This is a genomic window from Ramlibacter sp. AN1133, assembly GCF_037890035.1.
Classification (GTDB): domain Bacteria; phylum Pseudomonadota; class Gammaproteobacteria; order Burkholderiales; family Burkholderiaceae_C; genus Ramlibacter.
The window spans coordinates 112,674-132,202 of record NZ_JBBKTQ010000013.1 but is presented as its reverse complement, the minus strand read 5'-3'; the positions used below and the strand labels follow the sequence as shown (position 1 = coordinate 132,202).

Here is a 19,529-nt window from a genome sequence, read left to right as displayed (position 1 = left end):
ATGCTCAAACGCTGGCTGCGCCGCAACAAGCCCCCGCGGGCGCAGCGCATCGCGCCGCACGCGGAGTGGCTGGAGCAGCGCCTGCTGTATTCCGCCGACGCCGGCAGCCTGCTGGGAGTGGACACGGCCCTTGCGCCCGCGCCCGAGGAACGCACGCTGGATGCCAGCTTCGAGTACGACGCGGCCGCCGGCACCGCTGCCATCGACGTGCGCAGCGCCTTGGCGCTCACGCCCTTGCAGTTCGAGGCCGACGCCGGGCAGCTCGGCGAGGGCGTGGACTTCGCGGCCTCCGGCCTCGGCTACGCCGTGCGCCTGGGCGGCGGCAACGCCGAACTGCTGCTGGAGGGCGCGCAACAGCCGGTGACCCTGACGCTGGTCGGCGCGCAGCCCGGGGCGCCCGAGGGGCAGGACCTGCTCGCCACCCGCAGCAACTACCTGGTGGGCACCGACAGCAGCAAGTGGATCACCGACATCGTCAACTACGGCAGCGTGCTGTACCGCGGCGTCTACGACGGCATCGACGTGCGCTACTACGGCAACCAGCAGCAGCTCGAATACGATTTCGTGGTCGCCGCGGGCGCGGACGCCTCGCAGCTGCAATTGCGCTTCGACGGCATCGAGAGTGCCAGCCTGGACGGCAACGGCGACCTGGTGCTGCGCGTGGCGGGCACCGGGCGCGACATCCGCTTCCAGGCGCCGGTGAGCTACCAGGAGGGCGCCGGTGGCCGCGAAGCAGTGGACAGCCGCTATGAACTGCAGCAGGACGGAACGGTGCGCATCGTCGTCGGCGCGTACGACCGCAGCCGCGCGCTGGTGGTGGACCCGGTCCTCGCGCACGCCAGCTACTTCGGCGAGAACGGCAACGAGACCGCGAGGGGCGTGGCCGTCGGCAGCGACGGCTCGGTGTACGTCACGGGGCACACCACCTCCACCACGGGCAGCTTCGGCACCCGCATGGCGCTGGGCGCGGACGCCACCGAGAGCTATGTCGCGAAGTTCAACGCCGACCTCACGACCCTGGTCTACGCGACGCGCGTGGGCGGCTCGGCTGCCGACGCCGGTGCGGCGATCGCGGTGGATGCGGCCGGCAACGCGGTCGTCACCGGCTGGACGCGCTCCACCGATTTCGTGGTGACCACCGGCGCCGACCAGGCCGCGCGCAACGGCAACCAGCAGGACGCATTCGTCTACAAGCTGAACAGCGCCGGCAACGGCCTGCTGTTCGGCACCTATTTCGGCGGCGCCGGCAACAACGACGCGGGCGAGGGCGTGACGCTCGACGCGGCCGGCAACATCTACGTGGCCGGCATGGTGTCCGACGCCACGGACAACGCGTTCCTGAACAAGTACACGGCCACGGGCAGCGCCGTCTACAAGATCCAGTACGGCGGCAGCGGCATCGACGGTGCGACCGGCGTCGCGCTCGATGCGGCCGGCAACGTGTACATCGCGGGCTCGACGCTGTCGGTCGACAACGTCACCCTCAACGGCGCGCAGGTCACCCGCCCGGGCAACGACGACGCCTTCCTGGCGAAGTACAACAGCGCGGGGACGCTGACCTACGCCACCTACATCGGCGCCGCCAAGGCGGATGTGGCGACCGGTCTCGCGGTGGACAACAGCGGGCGCGCATACGTGGTCGGTCGCACCAAGGATGCTTCCGCTTCCGGCTTCGCGATCACGGCCGGCGCCTTCGCCACCACCGCCTACACGCACGAGACCGGCTTCCTGCGCGTGTACAACACCACGCTGACGGGCAGCACGTCGCTCGAGTACTCCACCTTCATCGGCGGCTCGCGCAACGGCGGCGGCAGCACGTCGAGCCTGCTGACCGACAGCCCCACGGGCGTCGCCGTCTCCGGCGGTCAGGTCGTCGTGGTGGGCCACACCGACACGGCAGACTTCCCGACCACGGCCGACGCCTACAGCCGCACCAACACCGGCGGCGACACCGGCTTCGTCATCGTGCTGGCGCCGCAGGGCGGCGGCAGCCGCGACCAGATCTACGGCAGCTACTACGGCACCGGCCTGCAGACCGGCGGCGTGGCCTGGAGCGGCAGCAGGTTCTACCTGGTGGGCAGCACCGGCAACAGCGGCGGCAACCTGGCCACCGCGGACGGCTACAAGACGACCTTCGGCTCCGGCACGGAGGGCGTGGTCGCGCAGTTCTCGGGCTTCACCAACGTGGCGCCGATGCTGGCGGGGGCCACCAACCTCGCCCAGCAGCTCGAGGACGTGCCGGCCGCCGGCACCCTGGTCTCCGACCTGCTGGCCGGCAGGTTCAGCGACGGCGACGCCGGCGCGCTGGCGGGCATCGCCGTGACCGGCTTCGACGCCGGCAACGGCAGCTGGCAGTTCTCGCTGGACGGCGGCGCGAGCTGGTCGACGATGGCGGCGCCCGCGGCCGGCAGCGCGCTGGTGCTGAACGCCGACGCGCTGACGCGCGTTCGCTTCGCCCCCGCGGCCGACTTCGTGGGCGGCAGCAGCATCACCTTCCGCGGCTGGGATCGCAGCGCCGGGGCCGCGGGCACGGTCGTGACTATGCCGACCACCGGCGGCAGCAGCGCATTCAGCATCGTGCAGGCGACGGCCACCGTGAGCGTGGCAGCGGTGAACGACGCGCCGGTGCGCACCGGCACGCTGGGCACCCTGGCGGCGGGCGAGCGCACCGCGGCGATCCCGATCGCGCCGGCCTTCAGCGGCGTCTCCTACGCAGCGGGTGCGGCCAGTGCCACGGACGAAAGCGGCCAGTCGCTGCGCTACGTCGTGACCGGCCTGCCGGATACGGTCGGCACGATCCTGTTCAACGGCTCGCCGGTGGCCGTGGGCAGCAGCTTCACCTGGGCCGAACTGCAGACCCTGGGCTTCCTGCCGGGACGCTTCGGCACCGGCACCTTCACCTTCAGCGCGGTCGACGACGGCGGCACCGCGAACGGCGGGCAGGACACGCTGGCGGACCAGGCGATCACCTTCAGCGTGACGAACGTCGCGCCGGTGCTGAACGTGAGCACCGTCACCCTGCCGGGCCAGCTGGAGGACCTGCCGGGCACCGGCACGCGCGTGGCCGACTTCATGGCCGGCAAGGTCACGGACGGCGGCGGCGCGTGGGGCATCGCCGTCGTGTCGGTGCCCGGCGCGGGCAGCAACGGCGGTGCCTGGCAGTACAGCGTCGACGACGGCGCCAGCTGGCAGGCGCTCACCGGCAGCTTCTTCGGCGCCCGGCTGCTGGGCCCGGACGCGCGGGTGCGCTTCCTCTCCGATGCCGACTGGAGCGGCACGCCGACGGGCTTCACCTTCCGGGCCTGGGACGGCAGCAGCGGCGTTTCGGGCGGAACGGCGTTCGCCCTGAGCGGCGGGGGTACCAGCGCGTTCAGCAGCAGCACCGCCGTCGCCACCGCGGCGATCACCGCGGTCAACGACGGCCCCGACCGGGTCGACGGCAACGTGTACGCCAACAACGGCGGGGGCAAGCTGGCGGCGCCGGCGCCGGTCACGGTAAGCGATTCCACGACGACCGCCAACAGCCTGAACCTGGGTTACCTGAAATATGTCGGCGGGTTCACGAGCGACGAGTACACCCGCCCCTGGACGATCACGATCACCGAGCTGCCGTCCTTCGGCACGATCACCCTCGGCGGCGGCACCACCGCGCAGGTGAACACGCAGATCACGCTGTCGCAGCTGCAGGGCGCGACCTTCCGCCCCACGGCGCAGTCCGGCAGCGGCGACTTCCGGTGGGTGGTGCGGGACGCCGACGGCACGGCCAACGGCGGCGTGGACACCTTCCAGGACGGCGTGCACATCACCGTCGCCAACAGCGCGCCCACGCTGCAAGGCGGCACCACGGCGCTGCCTGCCATGGCGGAGGACGCGCAGACCTCCGTGTCGGTGCTGTCGCTGGTGAACGGCTTCATGAGCGACGCCAGCGGCACCCTGGGCGTCGCGGTCACCGCAACCAGCGCCCCGGCAGGCGGCAGCTGGCAGTGGACCCGGGACAACGGTGCGACCTGGAACACCATCGCGGGCGCGAGCGACAGCAGTTCGGTGCTGCTGCAGACCGGCACCGGCTGGCGCATCCGCTACCTGCCGCCGGCGAACTGGAACAGCAGCCTCGGAGGCACGCCCGGCATCAGCTTGCGTGGCTGGGACCGCAGCGCGGGGGTGGCCGGCGAGACGGCGGATACGTCCGTGCGCGGCGGCACCACGGCCTTCAGCACCGGGCTGCGCACGGCCACGATCGCCGTCACCGCGGTGAACGACCCGCCGGTGCGCACCGACGTGGCGGACCCGGCGGCGCCGGTGGTGTCGCTCCTCGATGGCACCTCGATTTCGCTGGGACTGGCCGGCCTCGCCTTCGGCCCCGGTGGCGGCGCGGACGAAGCGGGGCAGACCATCGCCAGTCCGTTCCGCATCACCGCGCTGCCGGACAGCCTGGGCGCCACCTTCCTGGCCAACGGGACGCGCGTGGTCGTCGGCAACAGCTACACGCTGGCCCAGATCCAGGGCATGACCTTCACCTCCCTCGGGGTGGGGGTCCTGGGCAAGGCACCGGTGTCCTTCACCGTGAAGGACAGCGGCGGAACGCTCAACGGCGGCGTCGACACGATGACCTTCTCGGTCTACGTGAACGTCAACCACGCGCCGGTGCTCACGGGCGCGAATTCTCAGCTGGTCGTGGAGGAGGACTTCGGCGGCGACGGCAAGGCGCCTTCGGGCAACATGCCGCCCTGGGCGACGCCGGCGCAGCGCGCGGGCATCAAGGTGTCGGACATCCTCGGCACCTACGTCACGGACACCAGCGCGGCCCTGCAAGGCATCGCCATCATCGACAAGGCGGGCGCCGGCACGTGGCAGTACACGCTGGATGGCGGCAGCAACTGGATCAACGTGCCGGCCGTGTCGAACACGTCGACGCTGCTGCTCGCCGCGAATGCGAACACCAGGGTGCGCTTCATCCCGGAGGCGGACTGGAACAGCAACATCGGCGCGACCAGCATCACCTTCCGCGCCTGGGACCAGACCGTGGGCACGGCGGGCCAGCTCGGCGACGCCACCTACAACGGCGGCGCCTCCGCCTATAGCGCGGCCACCGCGACTTCCACGGTCACCGTCACGCCGCGCAACGACGCCCCCGTGGCCGCCAGCGTCGTGGGCGGCATGGTGGCCGAGGGCGACCCCGCGACGGCCATCTTCGTGTCCGCAACGCTGGCGCCGGGGCCCGCCACCGCGACGGACGAGGCCGCCCAGGCGCTCACCGTCACCTTCCCCTCGGGGCTGCCGACCGGCATCGACCTCTTCCTGGCCGACGGCGTCACGCCGGTGAACGCGGCGGCGAGCTACACGCTGGCGCAGTTCCGGGCGATGACGTTCCGCGGCGTCACCCCGGGCAGCTTCCAGCTCGCGTTCCAGCTGCAGGACAACGGCGGCGTCGCCAATGGCGGCGTCGACCGCGCCACCTTCTCCGTCGGCTTGACGGTGACCAACAAGGCGCCCCTCCTGGCCGGCGCCAACCCGCTCGCCGGCATCCAGGAGGACAGCGCGGACAACGGCACGCTGGTGACGGACCTCGTGGCCTGGCAGGTTTCGGATCCGACGCGCACCCGCGGCATCGCCGTGACCGGCGTCGACAACAGCCACGGCACCTGGCAATACACGCGCGACGGCGGCACCACCTGGACCGCTTTCGGCACGCCCACGGCGGGCACGGCGCGCCTGCTGCTGGCGGACACCACGACGCGCGTGCGTTTCGTGCCGGCCGCCGACTGGAACGGCACCGCCACGCTCACCTTCGCGGCCTGGGACGGGACGGCCGGCACCGCCGGCGGCACGGCCGACACCACCGCGGGCGGCGGCACCAGCGCCTTCAGCAGCGGCACCGCGACGAGCAGCATCACCGTCAGCCCGGTGAACGATGCGCCGGTGGGCGGCACCGTCGCCAGCCTGGCCGTGGCCGAGGACAGCGGCAGCACCAGCCTGGGCCTGGGCGCGGTGAGCTACGGGCCCGGCGGCGGCGGCTACGAGGACAGCCAGGCGCTGGCGTACACCATCACCGTCCTGCCGGACGCCAGTCTCGGCCGCATCACGCTGGCCGATGGCACCGACGTCGCCCTGGGCGCCACCACGCTCGATGCCCTGCGCGGCATGCGCTTCGTGACCGCGGCCAATGCGGCGGGCAGCGGCAGCTTCACCTTCCTCGTGCAGGACGACGGCGGTGGCACCGACACCCTGGTGCAGACGGTCGCGATCACGGTCATGCCCGTGGACGACGCGCCGGTGGCCGGCTTCGACCTGTTCACCGCGACCGAGGACACGCCGCTCACCATCGCGCCCGCCACGCTGCTCGCCAACGACACCGATGCCGACGGGGACGCGCTCACGGTCACCGCTGTGAACAGCGGCTTCGGCGGCACCGTGGCCCTGGTGAACGGCGACATCGTGTTCACGCCCGCGGCCGACTTCAACGGCATGGCCAGCTTCAGCTACACCATCTCCGACGGCCACGGCGGCACCAGCATCACGGGCGTGGTGCTGAACGTGGCGGCGGTGAACGATGCGCCGCGGCCCGCCGCCGATACGGTCGCCGCCACCGAGGACCAGCCGCTGACGATCGCGCCGGCCACGCTGCTGGGCAACGACACGGACGTGGAAGGCGACGCGCTGACGGTCACGGGCGTCGCGGGCGCGAGCGGCGGCACCGTGTCGCTTTCCGGCGGCAGCATCGTGTTCACGCCGACGGCGGACTTCAACGGCGCCGGCAGCTTCACGTACACGGTGAGCGACGCGCAGGGCGCCACGGCGACCGCCACGGTCACGGTGAACATCGCCGCCGTCAACGATGCCCCCGTCGGTACCACCGAGACGCTGGCAACGAACGAGGACACCCCGCTCAGCATCACGCCGGCCACGCTGCTGGCGAACGACAGCGACATCGACGGCGACACGCTGTCGGTGATCGGCGTGGCGAGCGGCACGGGCGGCAGCGTCACGCTCTCCGGCGGCAACATCGTGTTCACGCCCGGGGCGGACTTCAACGGCGCGGGCAGCTTCAGCTACACGGTGTCGGACGGCCACGGCGGCGCGGCGACAGTGGCGGTGACGGTGAACGTCGCCCCGGTCAACGACGCTCCGGTGACGCGGAACGACACCGCCTCCACCGTCCTGGGCCTGCCGGTGACCATTCCGGCCAGCACGCTGCTGGCGAACGACACCGATGCCGAAGGCGACACGCTGACGATCACCGCGGTCGGCGGCGCCGTGAACGGCACCGTCTCGCTGAGCGGCAGCAACATCCAGTTCACGCCCACGCCCCTGTACAGCGGGCCGGCGAGCTTCACCTACACCGTGAGCGACGGGAACGGAGGCGTATCGACCGCCACGGTCGACGTGAGCGTGCTGCTGGGGAACCGGGCGCCGACCGCGGCCGACGACACCCTCGCGGCGACCGAGGACGTGCCGCGCACCATCGGCACGGCGGTCCTGCTGGCCAACGACTCGGATCCCGACCTGCTCGACACGATCTCCATCACCGGCGTGAGCGCGGTCGCCGGCGGTGCCGTCAGCCTTGCGGGCAACACCATCACGTTCACGCCGTCGGCCGACTTCAACGGCCCGGCGCGCTTCACCTATACGCTGCGGGACAGCCAGGGCGCCACGGCGACCGGCACCGTCACCGTCAACGTGGCCGCGCAGAACGACGCGCCGCGCCTGAGCGACGACACCGTGGCCGGCACCGAGGACCAGCCCGTCACCATCGTCCCCGCCGCGCTCCTGGGCAACGACACGGACGTGGACGGCGACGCCATGGCGATCACCGGCGTGACGGCGGTCGCGGGCGGCAGCGTGTCGCTGGCGAACGGCAACATCGTCTTCACGCCGGACGCGAACTTCAACGGAGCGGGCAGCTTCCGCTACACGGTGACGGACGCGCAGGGCGCCGCGGCGACGGCCACGGTCACGGTGAACGTCGCCGCCGTGAACGACGCGCCGGTGGCGACCACCGAGACGCTCGCCACCGACGAAGACACGCCGCTCACCGTGACCGCGGCGAGCCTGCTCGCCAACGACACCGATGTCGAGAACGACCCGCTCACCATCGTCGGCGTGGCGAGCGGAACGGGCGGCACCGTCACGCGCGCGGGCAGCGACATCGTCTTCACGCCCAACGCGAATTTCAACGGCACGGGCAGCTTCAGCTACACGATCTCCGACGGCCAGGGCGGCACGTCCACGGTGGCGGTCACGGTGAACGTGGCGGCACTGAACGACCGGCCGGTGGCGAATGCCGAAACCCTCAGCGGGACGGAAGACCAGGCACTGACCATTGCGCCCGCGACCCTGCTGGCCAACGACACCGACGTGGACGGGAACACGCTGACGGTCACGGCGGTGAACGCCGGCACCGGCGGCAGCGTGGCGCTCTCGGGCGGCAACATCGTGTTCACGCCCGCGGCCAACTTCAACGGGGCGGCGAGCTTCAGCTACACGATTTCGGATGGCAACGGCGGCACCGCGACGGCGACCGTCACGTTGAACCTCGCGCCGGTCAACGATGCCCCCGCCGGCGCGGCCGACGCGGTGGCGGCCGTCGAGGACGTGCCGCTGACCATCGCGGCGGGCACGCTGCTGGCCAACGACACCGACGTCGACGGCGACGTGCTGGCGGTGACCGGTGTCTCGAGCGCCACCGGCGGCACCGTCTCGCTGTCCGGCGGCAACATCGTGTTCACGCCCACGGCGGACTTCCACGGCACGGGTGGCTTCACGTACACGCTGTCGGACGGCCATGGTGGCAACGCGACGGCCAGCGTGACAGTGAACGTCGCGTCCGTGAACGACGACCCGGTGGCGCGGGGCGATGCCGCGCAGACCGCCGAGGACACGCCGCTGACGCTCGCGCCCGCGACGCTGCTGGCGAACGACAGCGACTCGGACGGCGATGCGCTGGCCGTCGTCGCCGTCGGCAACGGCGTCGGCGGCACGGTGGGCCTCGTCAACGGGAACGTCGTGTTCACGCCCACGGCGGACTTCAACGGCAGCGGCAGTTTCAGCTACACCGTGTCCGACGGGCACGGGGGCACGGCCACGGGAACGGTGGCCGTCGTCGTGACGGCAGTGAACGACGCGCCGGTGGCGAGCACCGACACCCTCGCCGGCAGCGAGGACGCGCTGGTGGTGTTCACTGCGGACACGCTGCTGGCCAACGATGCCGACACCGAAGGCGACACGCTGACGATCGTCGGCGTGGCGGACGGCACGGGCGGCACGGTCACGATCTCCGGCACCAGCATCGTCTTCACGCCGGACGACGACTTCAACGGCACCGGCTCCTTCACGTACACGGTGAGCGACGGCCGCGGCGGCACTTCGAGCGGGAATGTCGTCGTCGAGATCGCGGCGGTGAACGATCCGCCGCTGGCGCAAGGCGACGTGGTGGCCGCGACCGAAGACCAGGCGCTGACCATCGCGCCGGCGACGCTGCTGGCCGACGACACCGACGTCGAGGGCGACGCGCTCAGCGTCTCGGACGTCGGCAATGCGAGCGGCGGCACCGTCACGCTCTCGGGCGGGAACATCGTGTTCACGCCCGACCCCGATTTCAACGGCGTGGGGAGCTTCACCTACACGGTCCGCGACGCGCAGGGTGCGACGGGAACGGCGACGGTCACGGTGAACGTGGCCGCGGTGAACGACGCGCCCGTCGCCCAGGGCGAACTGCTGGCGACGCTGGAGGACACGCCGCTGGTGCTGGACCCCGGGGGACTGCTGGCGAACGACAGCGACGTCGACGGGGACGCGCTCTCCGTCGTGGGCGTGGTGGGCGGCAGCGGCGGCGTGGTGGAACTCTCGGGCGGCAGCGTGATCTTCACGCCCGATGCGGATTTCAACGGCACGGGCAGCTTCGGCTATGTGGTCTCGGACGGCAAGGGCGGCACGGCGACGGTCAGCGTCACCGTCGACATCGCTGCCGTGAACGACGCGCCGGTGGCGGGCGCCGACAGCGTCGGCGGCGTCGAGGACACGCCCGTCACCATCGCCACGGCGACCCTGCTCGCCAACGACAGCGATGTCGAGGGCGATGCGCTCACCGTCAGCGCCGTGGGCGGTGCGACTGGCGGCACGGTCCAACTGTCCGGCGGCACGATCGTGTTCACGCCCAGCGCGAACTTCAACGGCGCGGCCGGCTTCAGCTACACCGTCTCCGACGGTCATGGCGGTACCGCGACGGGCGCGGTCGTCGTGAACCTGGCCGCCGTGGAGGACGATCCGGTGGCGGGCGACGACACGGTGGCCGGCGTCGAGGACACGCCACTGACGATCGCATCGGTCACGCTGATCGGGAATGACAGCGACGCGGACGGCGACATCCTGGCGATCACGTCCGTGGCCGCCGGCACCGGCGGCAGTGTGGTCCTGTCCGGAAGCGACATCGTCTTCACGCCGGATGCGGACTTCAACGGAGCCGGCTCGTTCAGCTACACGGTGGACGACGGACACGGCGGGACCTCGACGGCGACCGTGACCGTCAACGTTGCGCCGGTGAACGATCCGCCGGTGGCAGGCAACGACGCGGTCGCTGGCACCGAGGACCAGCCGCTCACCATCGCGCCGGCCACGCTGCTCGTGAACGACAGCGACATCGATGGCGACACGGTGGCCATCACCGGCGTGACCAGCGGTGCGGGTGGCACCGTGGCCCTGGTCGGCGGCAACATCGTGTTCACGCCGACGGGCAATTTCAACGGCAGCGGTAGCTTCTCGTACACCCTCAGCGACGGGCAGGGCGGCGCGGCGTCGGCCACCGTTACGGTGAACGTCGCGCCGGTCAACGACGCGCCCGTGGGCGGCAACGATACGGTCGCAGGCACGGAAGACCAGCCTCTGACGATCGTGCCGGCCACGCTGCTGGCGAACGACAGCGACATCGACGTTGACGCCCTCGCCATCACGGGCGTGACCGCCGGCACCGGCGGCACCGTGGCGATCGTCGGCGGCAACATCGTCTTCACGCCCACCGCGAACTTCAACGGCACCGGCAGCTTCTCGTACACGGTCAGCGACGGCCAGGGCGGCACGACGACGGCGATGGTGACCGTGAACGTCGCGCCGATCAATGACGCGCCGACCGCAAGCGATGACACGGTTGCCGTCACCGAAGACCAGCCGCTCACCATCGTCCCGGTCACACTGCTGGGGAACGACAGCGACATCGACGGCGACACGCTGGCGATCACGGGTGTGAACAGCGGCACCGGCGGCACCGTGGCGATCGTCGGCGGCAACATCGTGTTCACGCCGACGCAGAACTTCAACGGCACCGGCAGCTTCAGCTACACGGTCGGCGACGGCCAGGGCGGCACGACGACGGCCACCGTGACCGTGAACGTCGCGCCGGTCAACGACATGCCGGCGGCCGGCAACGACACGGTCGCAGCGACGGAAGACCAGGCGCTCACCATCGCCCCGCCCACGCTGCTGGCGAACGACAGCGACATCGACGGCGACACCCTCGCCATCACGGGCGTGACCGCCGGCACGGGCGGCACCGTGGCGATCGTCGGGGGCAACATCGTGTTCACGCCGACGCAGAACTTCAACGGCACCGGCAGCTTCGGCTACACGGTCAGTGACGGCCAGGGCGGCACGACGACGGCCACGGTGATCGTGAACGTAGCGCCAGTGAATGACGAGCCCCTCGGCGGCAACGACACAGTCAGCGCGACGGAAGACCAGCCGCTCACCATCGTTCCGGCCACGCTGTTGGCGAACGACAGCGACATCGACGCCGACACCCTCGCCATCACCGGCGTGACCAGCGGTGCGGGCGGCACCGTGGCCCTGGTCGGCGGGAGCATCGTGTTCACCCCGACGGCGAATTTCAACGGCACCGGTAGCTTCAGCTACACGGTGAGCGACGGCCAGGGCGGCACGACGACGGCCACGGTGACCGTGAGCGTCGCGCCGGTCAACGACACGCCGGCGGCCGGCAACGACACGGTCACCGCCACGGAAGACCAGCCTCTGACGATCGCGCCGGCCACACTGCTGGCCAATGACAGCGACGTCGACGGCGACACGCTGGCGATCACGGGTGTGAACAGCGGCACAGGCGGCACCGTGGCGATCGTCGGGGGCAACATCGTGTTCACGCCGACGGCGAACTTCAATGGCACCGGTAGCTTCTCGTACACCGTGAGCGACGGCCAGGGCGGCACGACGACGGCCACCGTGACCGTGAACGTCGCGGCAGTCAACGACTCACCGGCGGCAAGCAACGACACGGTCGCTGCTACGGAAGACCGGCCTTTGACGATCGCACCGGCCACCCTGCTGGCGAACGACAGCGACATCGACGGCGACACGCTGGCGATCACGGGTGTGAACAGCAGCACCGGCGGCACCGTGACGATCGTCGGCGGGAACATCGTGTTCACGCCGACGGCGAATTTCAACGGCACCGGCAGCTTCAGCTACACGGTGAGCGACGGTCAGGGTGGCACGACGACGGCCACGGTGACCGTGAACGTGGCGCCGGTGAACGACGCGCCGGCGGTCGGCAACGACACGGTCGCTGCTACGGAGGACCAACCTCTCACGATCGCGCCGGCCACGCTGCTGGCGAACGACAGCGACATCGACGCCGACACCCTCGCCATCACCGGCGTGACCAGCGGTGTGGGCGGCACCGTGGCCATCGTCGGCGGCAACATCGTGTTCACGCCGACGGCGAACTTCAACGGCACCGGCAGCTTCAGCTACATCGTCAGTGACGGCCAGGGCGGCACGACGACAGCCACCGTGACCGTGAACGTCGCGGCGGTCAACGACTCACCGGCGGCAAGCAACGACACGGTCGCTGCTACGGAAGACCAGCCTTTGACGATCGCGCCGGCCACCCTGCTGGGGAACGACAGCGACATCGATGGCGACACGCTGGCGATCACGGGTGTGACCAGCGGCATCGGCGGCACGGCGACAATCATCGGCGGCAGCATCATCTTCACACCCACCGCGAACTTCAACGGCCCGGGCAGCTTCAGCTACACGTTGAGCGACGGCCAAGGCGGCACGACGACGGCCACGGTGACCGTGAACGTCGCGCCGGTGAACGACACGCCGGCGGTCGGCAACGACACGGTCGCTGCTACGGAAGACCAGCCTCTGACGATCGTGCCGACCACGCTACTGGCGAACGACAGCGACATCGATGGCGACATGCTGGCGATCACGGGTGTGAACAGCAGCACCGGCGGCACCGTGGCGATCGTCGGCGGGAACATCATCTTCACGCCGACCGCGAACTTCAACGGCACCGGCAGCTTCAGCTACACGGTGAGCGACGGTCAGGGCGGCACTGCCACTGCAACCGTGACCGTGAACGTCGCGGCGGTCAACGACGCGCCCTTGGCCGGCAATGACACGGTCAACGCGACGGAAGATCAACCGCTCACCATCGCGCCGGCCACGCTGCTCGTGAACGACAGCGATATTGATGGCGACACGGTGGCCATCACCGGCGTGACCAGCGGTGCGGGTGGCTCTGTGGCCCTGGTCGGCGGCAACATCGTGTTCACGCCGACGGGCAATTTCAACGGCAGCGGTAGCTTCTCGTACACCGTCAGCGACAGCCAGGGCGGCACGACGACAGCCACCGTGACCGTGAACGTCGCGGCGGTCAACGACTCACCGGCGGCAAGCAACGACACGGTCGCTGCTACGGAAGACCAGCCTCTGACGATCGCGCCGGCCACGCTGCTGGCAAACGACAGCGACATCGATGGCGACACGCTGGCGATCACGGGTGTAACGAGCGGCGCAGGGGGCACCGTGGCGATCGTCGGCGGGAACATCGTGTTCACCCCGGCGGCCAACTTCAGCGGCTCGGGCAGCTTCAGCTACACCGCCAGCGACGGCCAGGGCGGCACGGCGTCGGCCACCGTGACGGTGAACGTCGCGCCGGTGAACGACGCGCCAGCGGCAAGCAACGACACGGTCAGCGCGACGGAAGACCAGCCGCTCACCATCGTTCCGGCTACGCTGTTGGCCGATGACAGCGACATCGACGGCGACACTCTGGCCATCATCGGCGTGACCAGCGGTGTGGGTGGCACCGTTTCAATCGTCGGCGGCAACATCGTGTTCACGCCCACCTCGAACTTCAACGGCACGGGCAGCTTCACATACACCGTCGACGACGGCCAGGGCGGCACGACGACGGCCACGGTGACCATGAACGTCGCGCCGGTCAACGACGCACCGGCGGCCGGCAACGACACGGTCGCAGCGACGGAAGACCAGGCGCTCGCGATCGCGCCGTCCACGCTGCTGGCGAACGACAGCGACATCGACGGCGACACGCTGGCCATCACGGGTGTGACCAGCGGCACCGGCGGCACCGTGTCCATCCTCGGCGGCAACATCGTCTTCACGCCCACCGCGAACTTCAGCGGCACCGGCCGCTTCAGCTACACGATCTCCGACGGCCACGGCGGGACGGCCACCGCCAGCGTCACGCTGGACATCGCGGCCGTCGACGATCCCACCGTGACGGCACCCGACAACATCGCCATCGCGGAAGACGGCGTGGCCACCGGCAACGTGCTCGCCAACGACACCGACCCGGACAGCGCGCTGGCGCTCGCCGGCTTCCGCGTCGCGGGCGACACGACGGATTACGCGGCGGGCGCGAGCGCCACGATCGCCGGCGTCGGCAGCCTGCGCATCGCGGGCGACGGCAGCTTCACCTTCACCCCGCTGGCGGACTGGAACGGCACGGTGCCGCAGGTCACGTACCTGACCAGTACCGGGGCGACCGGCACGCTCGCGATCACGGTGGCCGCCGTGGACGATGCGACGGTCACCGCACCCGATGCGGCGGTCGGCTCCGAGGACACGCCGGTGTCCGGCAACGTCCTCGCCAATGACGCCGACGTCGATTCGAGCCTTGCCATCACGAGCTTCCGCATCGCGGGCACGACCTACGCAGCGGGCGCGACCGCGGCGGTGGCCGGCGTCGGCACCCTGAGCGTCGCGGCCGACGGCAGCTGGCTTTACGCCCCGGTCGCGGACTGGGCCGGCACCGTGCCGCAGGTGAGCTACACCACCAGCACGGGCGCCACGGGCGTGCTGGCGATCCGCGTCGCGCCCGTGAACGATGCGCCGGTGCGCACGGGCACGCTCGCCCCGCTTACCGTCGGTGAAGGGGCGAATGCTCCGCTGGGATTCGCAGGCGTCTCGTATGGCGTGGGCGGCGGCGCCGACGAAGCCACGACCCAGACGCTCACCGTGCGCGTGACGGCCGTGCCTGCAGAACTCGGGGCGATCGTGCTCGCGGACGGCACGCGCGTCGCAGCCGGTGCCAGCTACAGCGTGGAGCAGTTGCAAGGCATGGTGTTCCGGGCCGCGGCGGGCGTGAGCGGAAGCGCCACCTTCGGCTTCACCGTGTCGGACGGCGCGGGCGGCACCGACAGCCTGGCGGAGCAGCTCACCTTGCGCGTCGCCAACGTGGCCCCGGTGCTGGAAGGCGCCAACGCGCTGCCGGCCGTGGCCGAGGACACGACCGACAGCTCCGGCATGCTGGTGGCAGACCTGATCGCCGGCCACGCCTCGGATCCTGGCGGGCGCATGGGCGTGGCCGTGACCGGCGCGGCCAGCACCGCGGGTCAATGGCAGTACTCGCGCGACGGCGGCGCGCACTGGTCCGACTTCACGGGCGTCAGCGCGGCGTCGGCGGAACTGCTGCCCGCCGATGGCCAGGCGCGCGTGCGCTTCGTCCCGAACGCGGACTGGAACGGCATCGCCACCGGGCTGGCCTTCCGCGCCTGGGACGGCAGCGGCGGCACGGCGGCCGCCACCCGCGCCGACACCGCGGTCAACGGCGGCAGCTCGCCCTTCAGCGCTGGCACGGCAACCACCTCCGTGACGGTCGCCCCGGTCAACGATGCACCGCGCGCGCTCGGCACCGAGCCCGCCGTGATCGGCACGGATGCGGCCACGCGAGCGGTCACGCTGGACCAGCTCGCGTGGACGTATTCCGCCGGTGGCGGCAGCGACGAGGCCGGCCAGGCCCTGACCGTCACGGTCAGCGCGGTTCCGCCGAAGGAGTTCGGGCAGCTGGTGCTGGCCGATGGCACGACGCCCGTGACTGCGGGCAGCAGCTACACGCCGGACCAGTTGCGCGGCCTGCGCTTCATCGCCGCCACGGGCAGCAACGGCGGCACGGCGGAAGTGACGTGGGTGGTCCGTGACGACGGCGGCACGGCCGGCGGCGGCGTCGACCGCACCAGCGGCAGCGTGAAGATCGCCGTCGTCGCCCAGGCGCCGGCCACGCCCACGCCCACGCCCACGCCCGCACCCGCACCCGCACCGACGCCCACCCCCGCACCCGCGCCCGCTGCGGCCACCGCGCCGGCGCCGGAGCCCGCAGCGGCACCCGCCCACGCCGCGCCCGCGGCCCCCGCACCGGCCGCGGCCTCGCGCCCCGGCGGCGAGCCGGCCAACGCCGACGGCCTGATCGCCACGGCCCCGCCGGCGGTGCTGATGCCCCCGGCCACCGAGTTCGCGTTCGCGCCGCAGCGCATCGTCGACGTGACCGAGAGCGCGCGCCTCCTCGGCGCCGGCCCGCGCCTGCCGACCGACCTGCAGCTGGTGGGCTTCAATCCCCAGGGCGCCGGCGAGTTCCAGATCACGGGGCTCAACGCAATGGACGTCGGTGCGGCGCGCGTGACGGCGGAGCAGTTCCAGCAGTCGCTGCGCTCCGGCATCTTCATCGAGGAACTGAACCGGCTGCGCAACGAACTGCGGCACGAGTTCGACCTGGACAAGACCCTGAGCGTGTCCGTCGCCGGCGTGTCGCTGGGCGTCTCCGTCGTCTACGTGCTGTGGTTGATCCGCGGCGGCGTGCTGCTGGGAAGCTATCTCTCCGCGCTGCCGGCCTGGCGCCTGCTCGATCCGCTGCCGGTGCTGGCGCGCCACGACGGCGAGACGGAGGAGGACGACGACGACGAGGCTTTCGACCCGGACGAGACCGGGCGCGCCGATCCCCTGCGAGGATTCTCTTGAAGCTGTTCAACACCCGCACCTACATCAGCCTCGGCCTGGCGTCGATCGTCAGCACCGCCTTGCTGGCCGCGTCCTTCCTCGGGCTGATCCCCGACCGGCAGGAAGCCGTACGCGCGGGCCGGCTGGCACTGGCGGAATCGGTGGCCGCGAGCAGCGCCGCGTTCCTGGGCAGCAGCGATCCGGGCCGGCTGGAGGACGTGCTGCGCTTCATCCTCAAGCGCAACCCGGACCTGCGCTCGATCGGGCTGCGCACGCGCGAGGGGAGGCTGGTGGTGGCCATCGGCGAGCACGCGCGCAACTGGCTGCCGATCGACGGCGCGCATGCCAGCGACGCGCAGTTGCAGGTCACGCTGTACGCGGCCGACCAGCCCTGGGGCCAGCTGGAGATGCGCTTCGAACCCACCGGGCCGCATGGCGTGATGGGCGTCGTGCAGACGCCGCTGGTGCTGCTGCTGGCCTTCGCCGGCCTGCTGTGCGTGCCCTCGTTCTACGTGTACCTGAGCCGGGTGCTGCGCCACCTCGATCCTTCGCGCGCCATCCCGTCGCGGGTGCGCTCCGCGCTGGACTCCCTGACCGAGGGATTGTTGGTCATCGACCAGAAACAGAACATCGTGCTGGCCAACGAGGCATTGACGCGCCTGCTCGGAAAGACGAACGAGCGCCTGATGGGCCGGCCGGTGGGCGAGATCGCCTGGCTGCAGGAATCCGGCGAGCCGCTGGCGGGCCGCCCTCCCTGGAGCGTGGCGCTGGAGACGGCCACCGTGCAGCGCGACGTGAACCTGAAGCTGCAGGACACCGAGGGCGGCCTGCGCAGCTTCGTCGTCAACTGCTCGCCGGTGCTGGCGAGCGGCGGCAAGGCCTCGGGGGTCCTGATCAGCCTGGAAGACATCACGCTGCTGGAACGCAGCCGCGTGGAACTGCGCTCCGCCCGGGACGAGGCCGAGGCCGCCAACCGCGCCAAGAGCGAGTTCCTGGCGAACATGAGCCACGAGATCCGCACCCCGATGAACGCGATCCTGGGGTTCACCGAGCTGCTCAAGCGCGGCTTCGGCAAGAGCGAGCGCGAGTCCTCCCGCTATCTCGACACGATCCACCAGAGCGGCAAGCACCTGCTGGGGCTGATCAACGACATCCTGGACCTGTCGAAGGTGGAGGCCGGGCAGCTGCAGGTGGAGAAGATCGCCTGCGCCCCGCACCAGGTGGTGCAGGGCGCGCTGCTGGAGCTGGGCCTGAAGGCGCAGGAGAGGGGCCTGCGCCTGTCGCTGCGGCTGCTGACGCCCGTCCCGGAGCGGGTGCAGTCGGACCCCGCGCGCCTGCGCCAGGTGGTGCTCAACCTCCTGAGCAACGCGGTCAAGTTCACGGAGCGCGGCGGGGTGGAGGTGGTCCTGGGCTGCAACGGCACCAGCTACACGGTGGAGGTCAACGACACCGGCATCGGCATGGACCCGGCCAAGGTCGAATCGATGTTCGACCCCTTCACGCAGGCCGAAGCCTCGACCACGCGGCGCTACGGCGGCACCGGCCTGGGACTGGCGATCAGCCGCCGGCTGGCGCGCGCGCTGGGCGGCGACCTCACCGGCAGCAGCCAGCTGGGCGTGGGCACGAGCATGCTGTTCACCTTCGCCACCGGCCCGCTGGAGGGCGTGCGGATGCTGGATGCCACGCATCTCGCGGCGCAGGGCAGCGAACGGGCGCCGCAGCACCGCACGCGCTGGCGCATCCCCTCGGCGCGCGTGCTGGTGGTGGACGACGGCCCGGAAAACCGCGAGCTGCTCTCGCTGGTGCTCACCGAGCAGGGGCTGTGGGTCGACGAGGCCGAAAACGGCCAGGTCGCCCTCGACAAGCTGGCGGCCGCCAGCTACGACCTGGTGCTGATGGACATGCAGATGCCGGTGATGGACGGCTATGCCGCCACCCGCGAGCTGCGCCGGCGCGGCCTCGCGATGCCGGTGGTGGCGCTCACGGCGCACGCGATGAAGGGCTACGAGGAGGAAGTGCTGCAGGCAGGCTGCACCGCGTACCTCACCAAGCCGGTGGACATCGACATCCTGCTGCAGCAGGTGGGCCTGTCGTTGGGCGGCTCGCCGGAGGAAGTGCCCGTGGAGGCGCCGAGTTCCGTGTTCATCGACCTGAGCGAGGAGCCCGTGGCCGAGGGGCCGATCCGCTCGCGTTTCGCCGACAACGCCAAGCTGGTGCCGATCGTGCGCAAGTTCGCCGCGCGCCTGCAGCAGCAGCTGGAGCTGACGCGCACCGCCCTGCAGGCCGGCGACCTGCCGGAGGTGGAGCGGCTGGCCCACTGGCTGGCCGGCGCCGCCGGCACCGTGGGCTACGACGACTTCACCGAGCCGGCCCGCGAGATGGAGGCCGCCGCCAAGGCGGGCGATCGCGAGACAACCGCGGGCGTTCTGCAACGCATTGCACGGATGGCCGACCTGCTCGAGGTGCCGGAGGTCGCCATCGGGTGATCCCCG

2 protein-coding genes are annotated in these 19,529 nt (G+C 71.2%); both read left to right on the top strand.

Annotation, left to right across the window (positions count from 1 at the left end):
• Positions 1-17,058, top strand: coding sequence for a cadherin-like domain-containing protein (locus WG923_RS18735; protein ID WP_340352504.1), 17,058 nt, complete (start codon positions 1-3; stop codon positions 17,056-17,058).
• A complete protein-coding gene (locus WG923_RS18730) occupies positions 17,055-19,523 on the top strand; it encodes a hybrid sensor histidine kinase/response regulator (protein ID WP_340352503.1) in 2,469 nt (822 codons plus the stop codon). Before WG923_RS18735 ends, WG923_RS18730 begins: the two co-directional genes overlap by 4 nt.
• The last annotated feature ends 6 nt before the right edge of the window (positions 19,524-19,529 follow it).

What these genes read in the sequence shown, in the direction of transcription:
- WG923_RS18735 (WP_340352504.1), top strand. Translation starts at nt 1, where the DNA reads ATGCTCAAACGCTGGCTGCGCCGCAACAAGCCCCCGCGGGCGCAGCGC.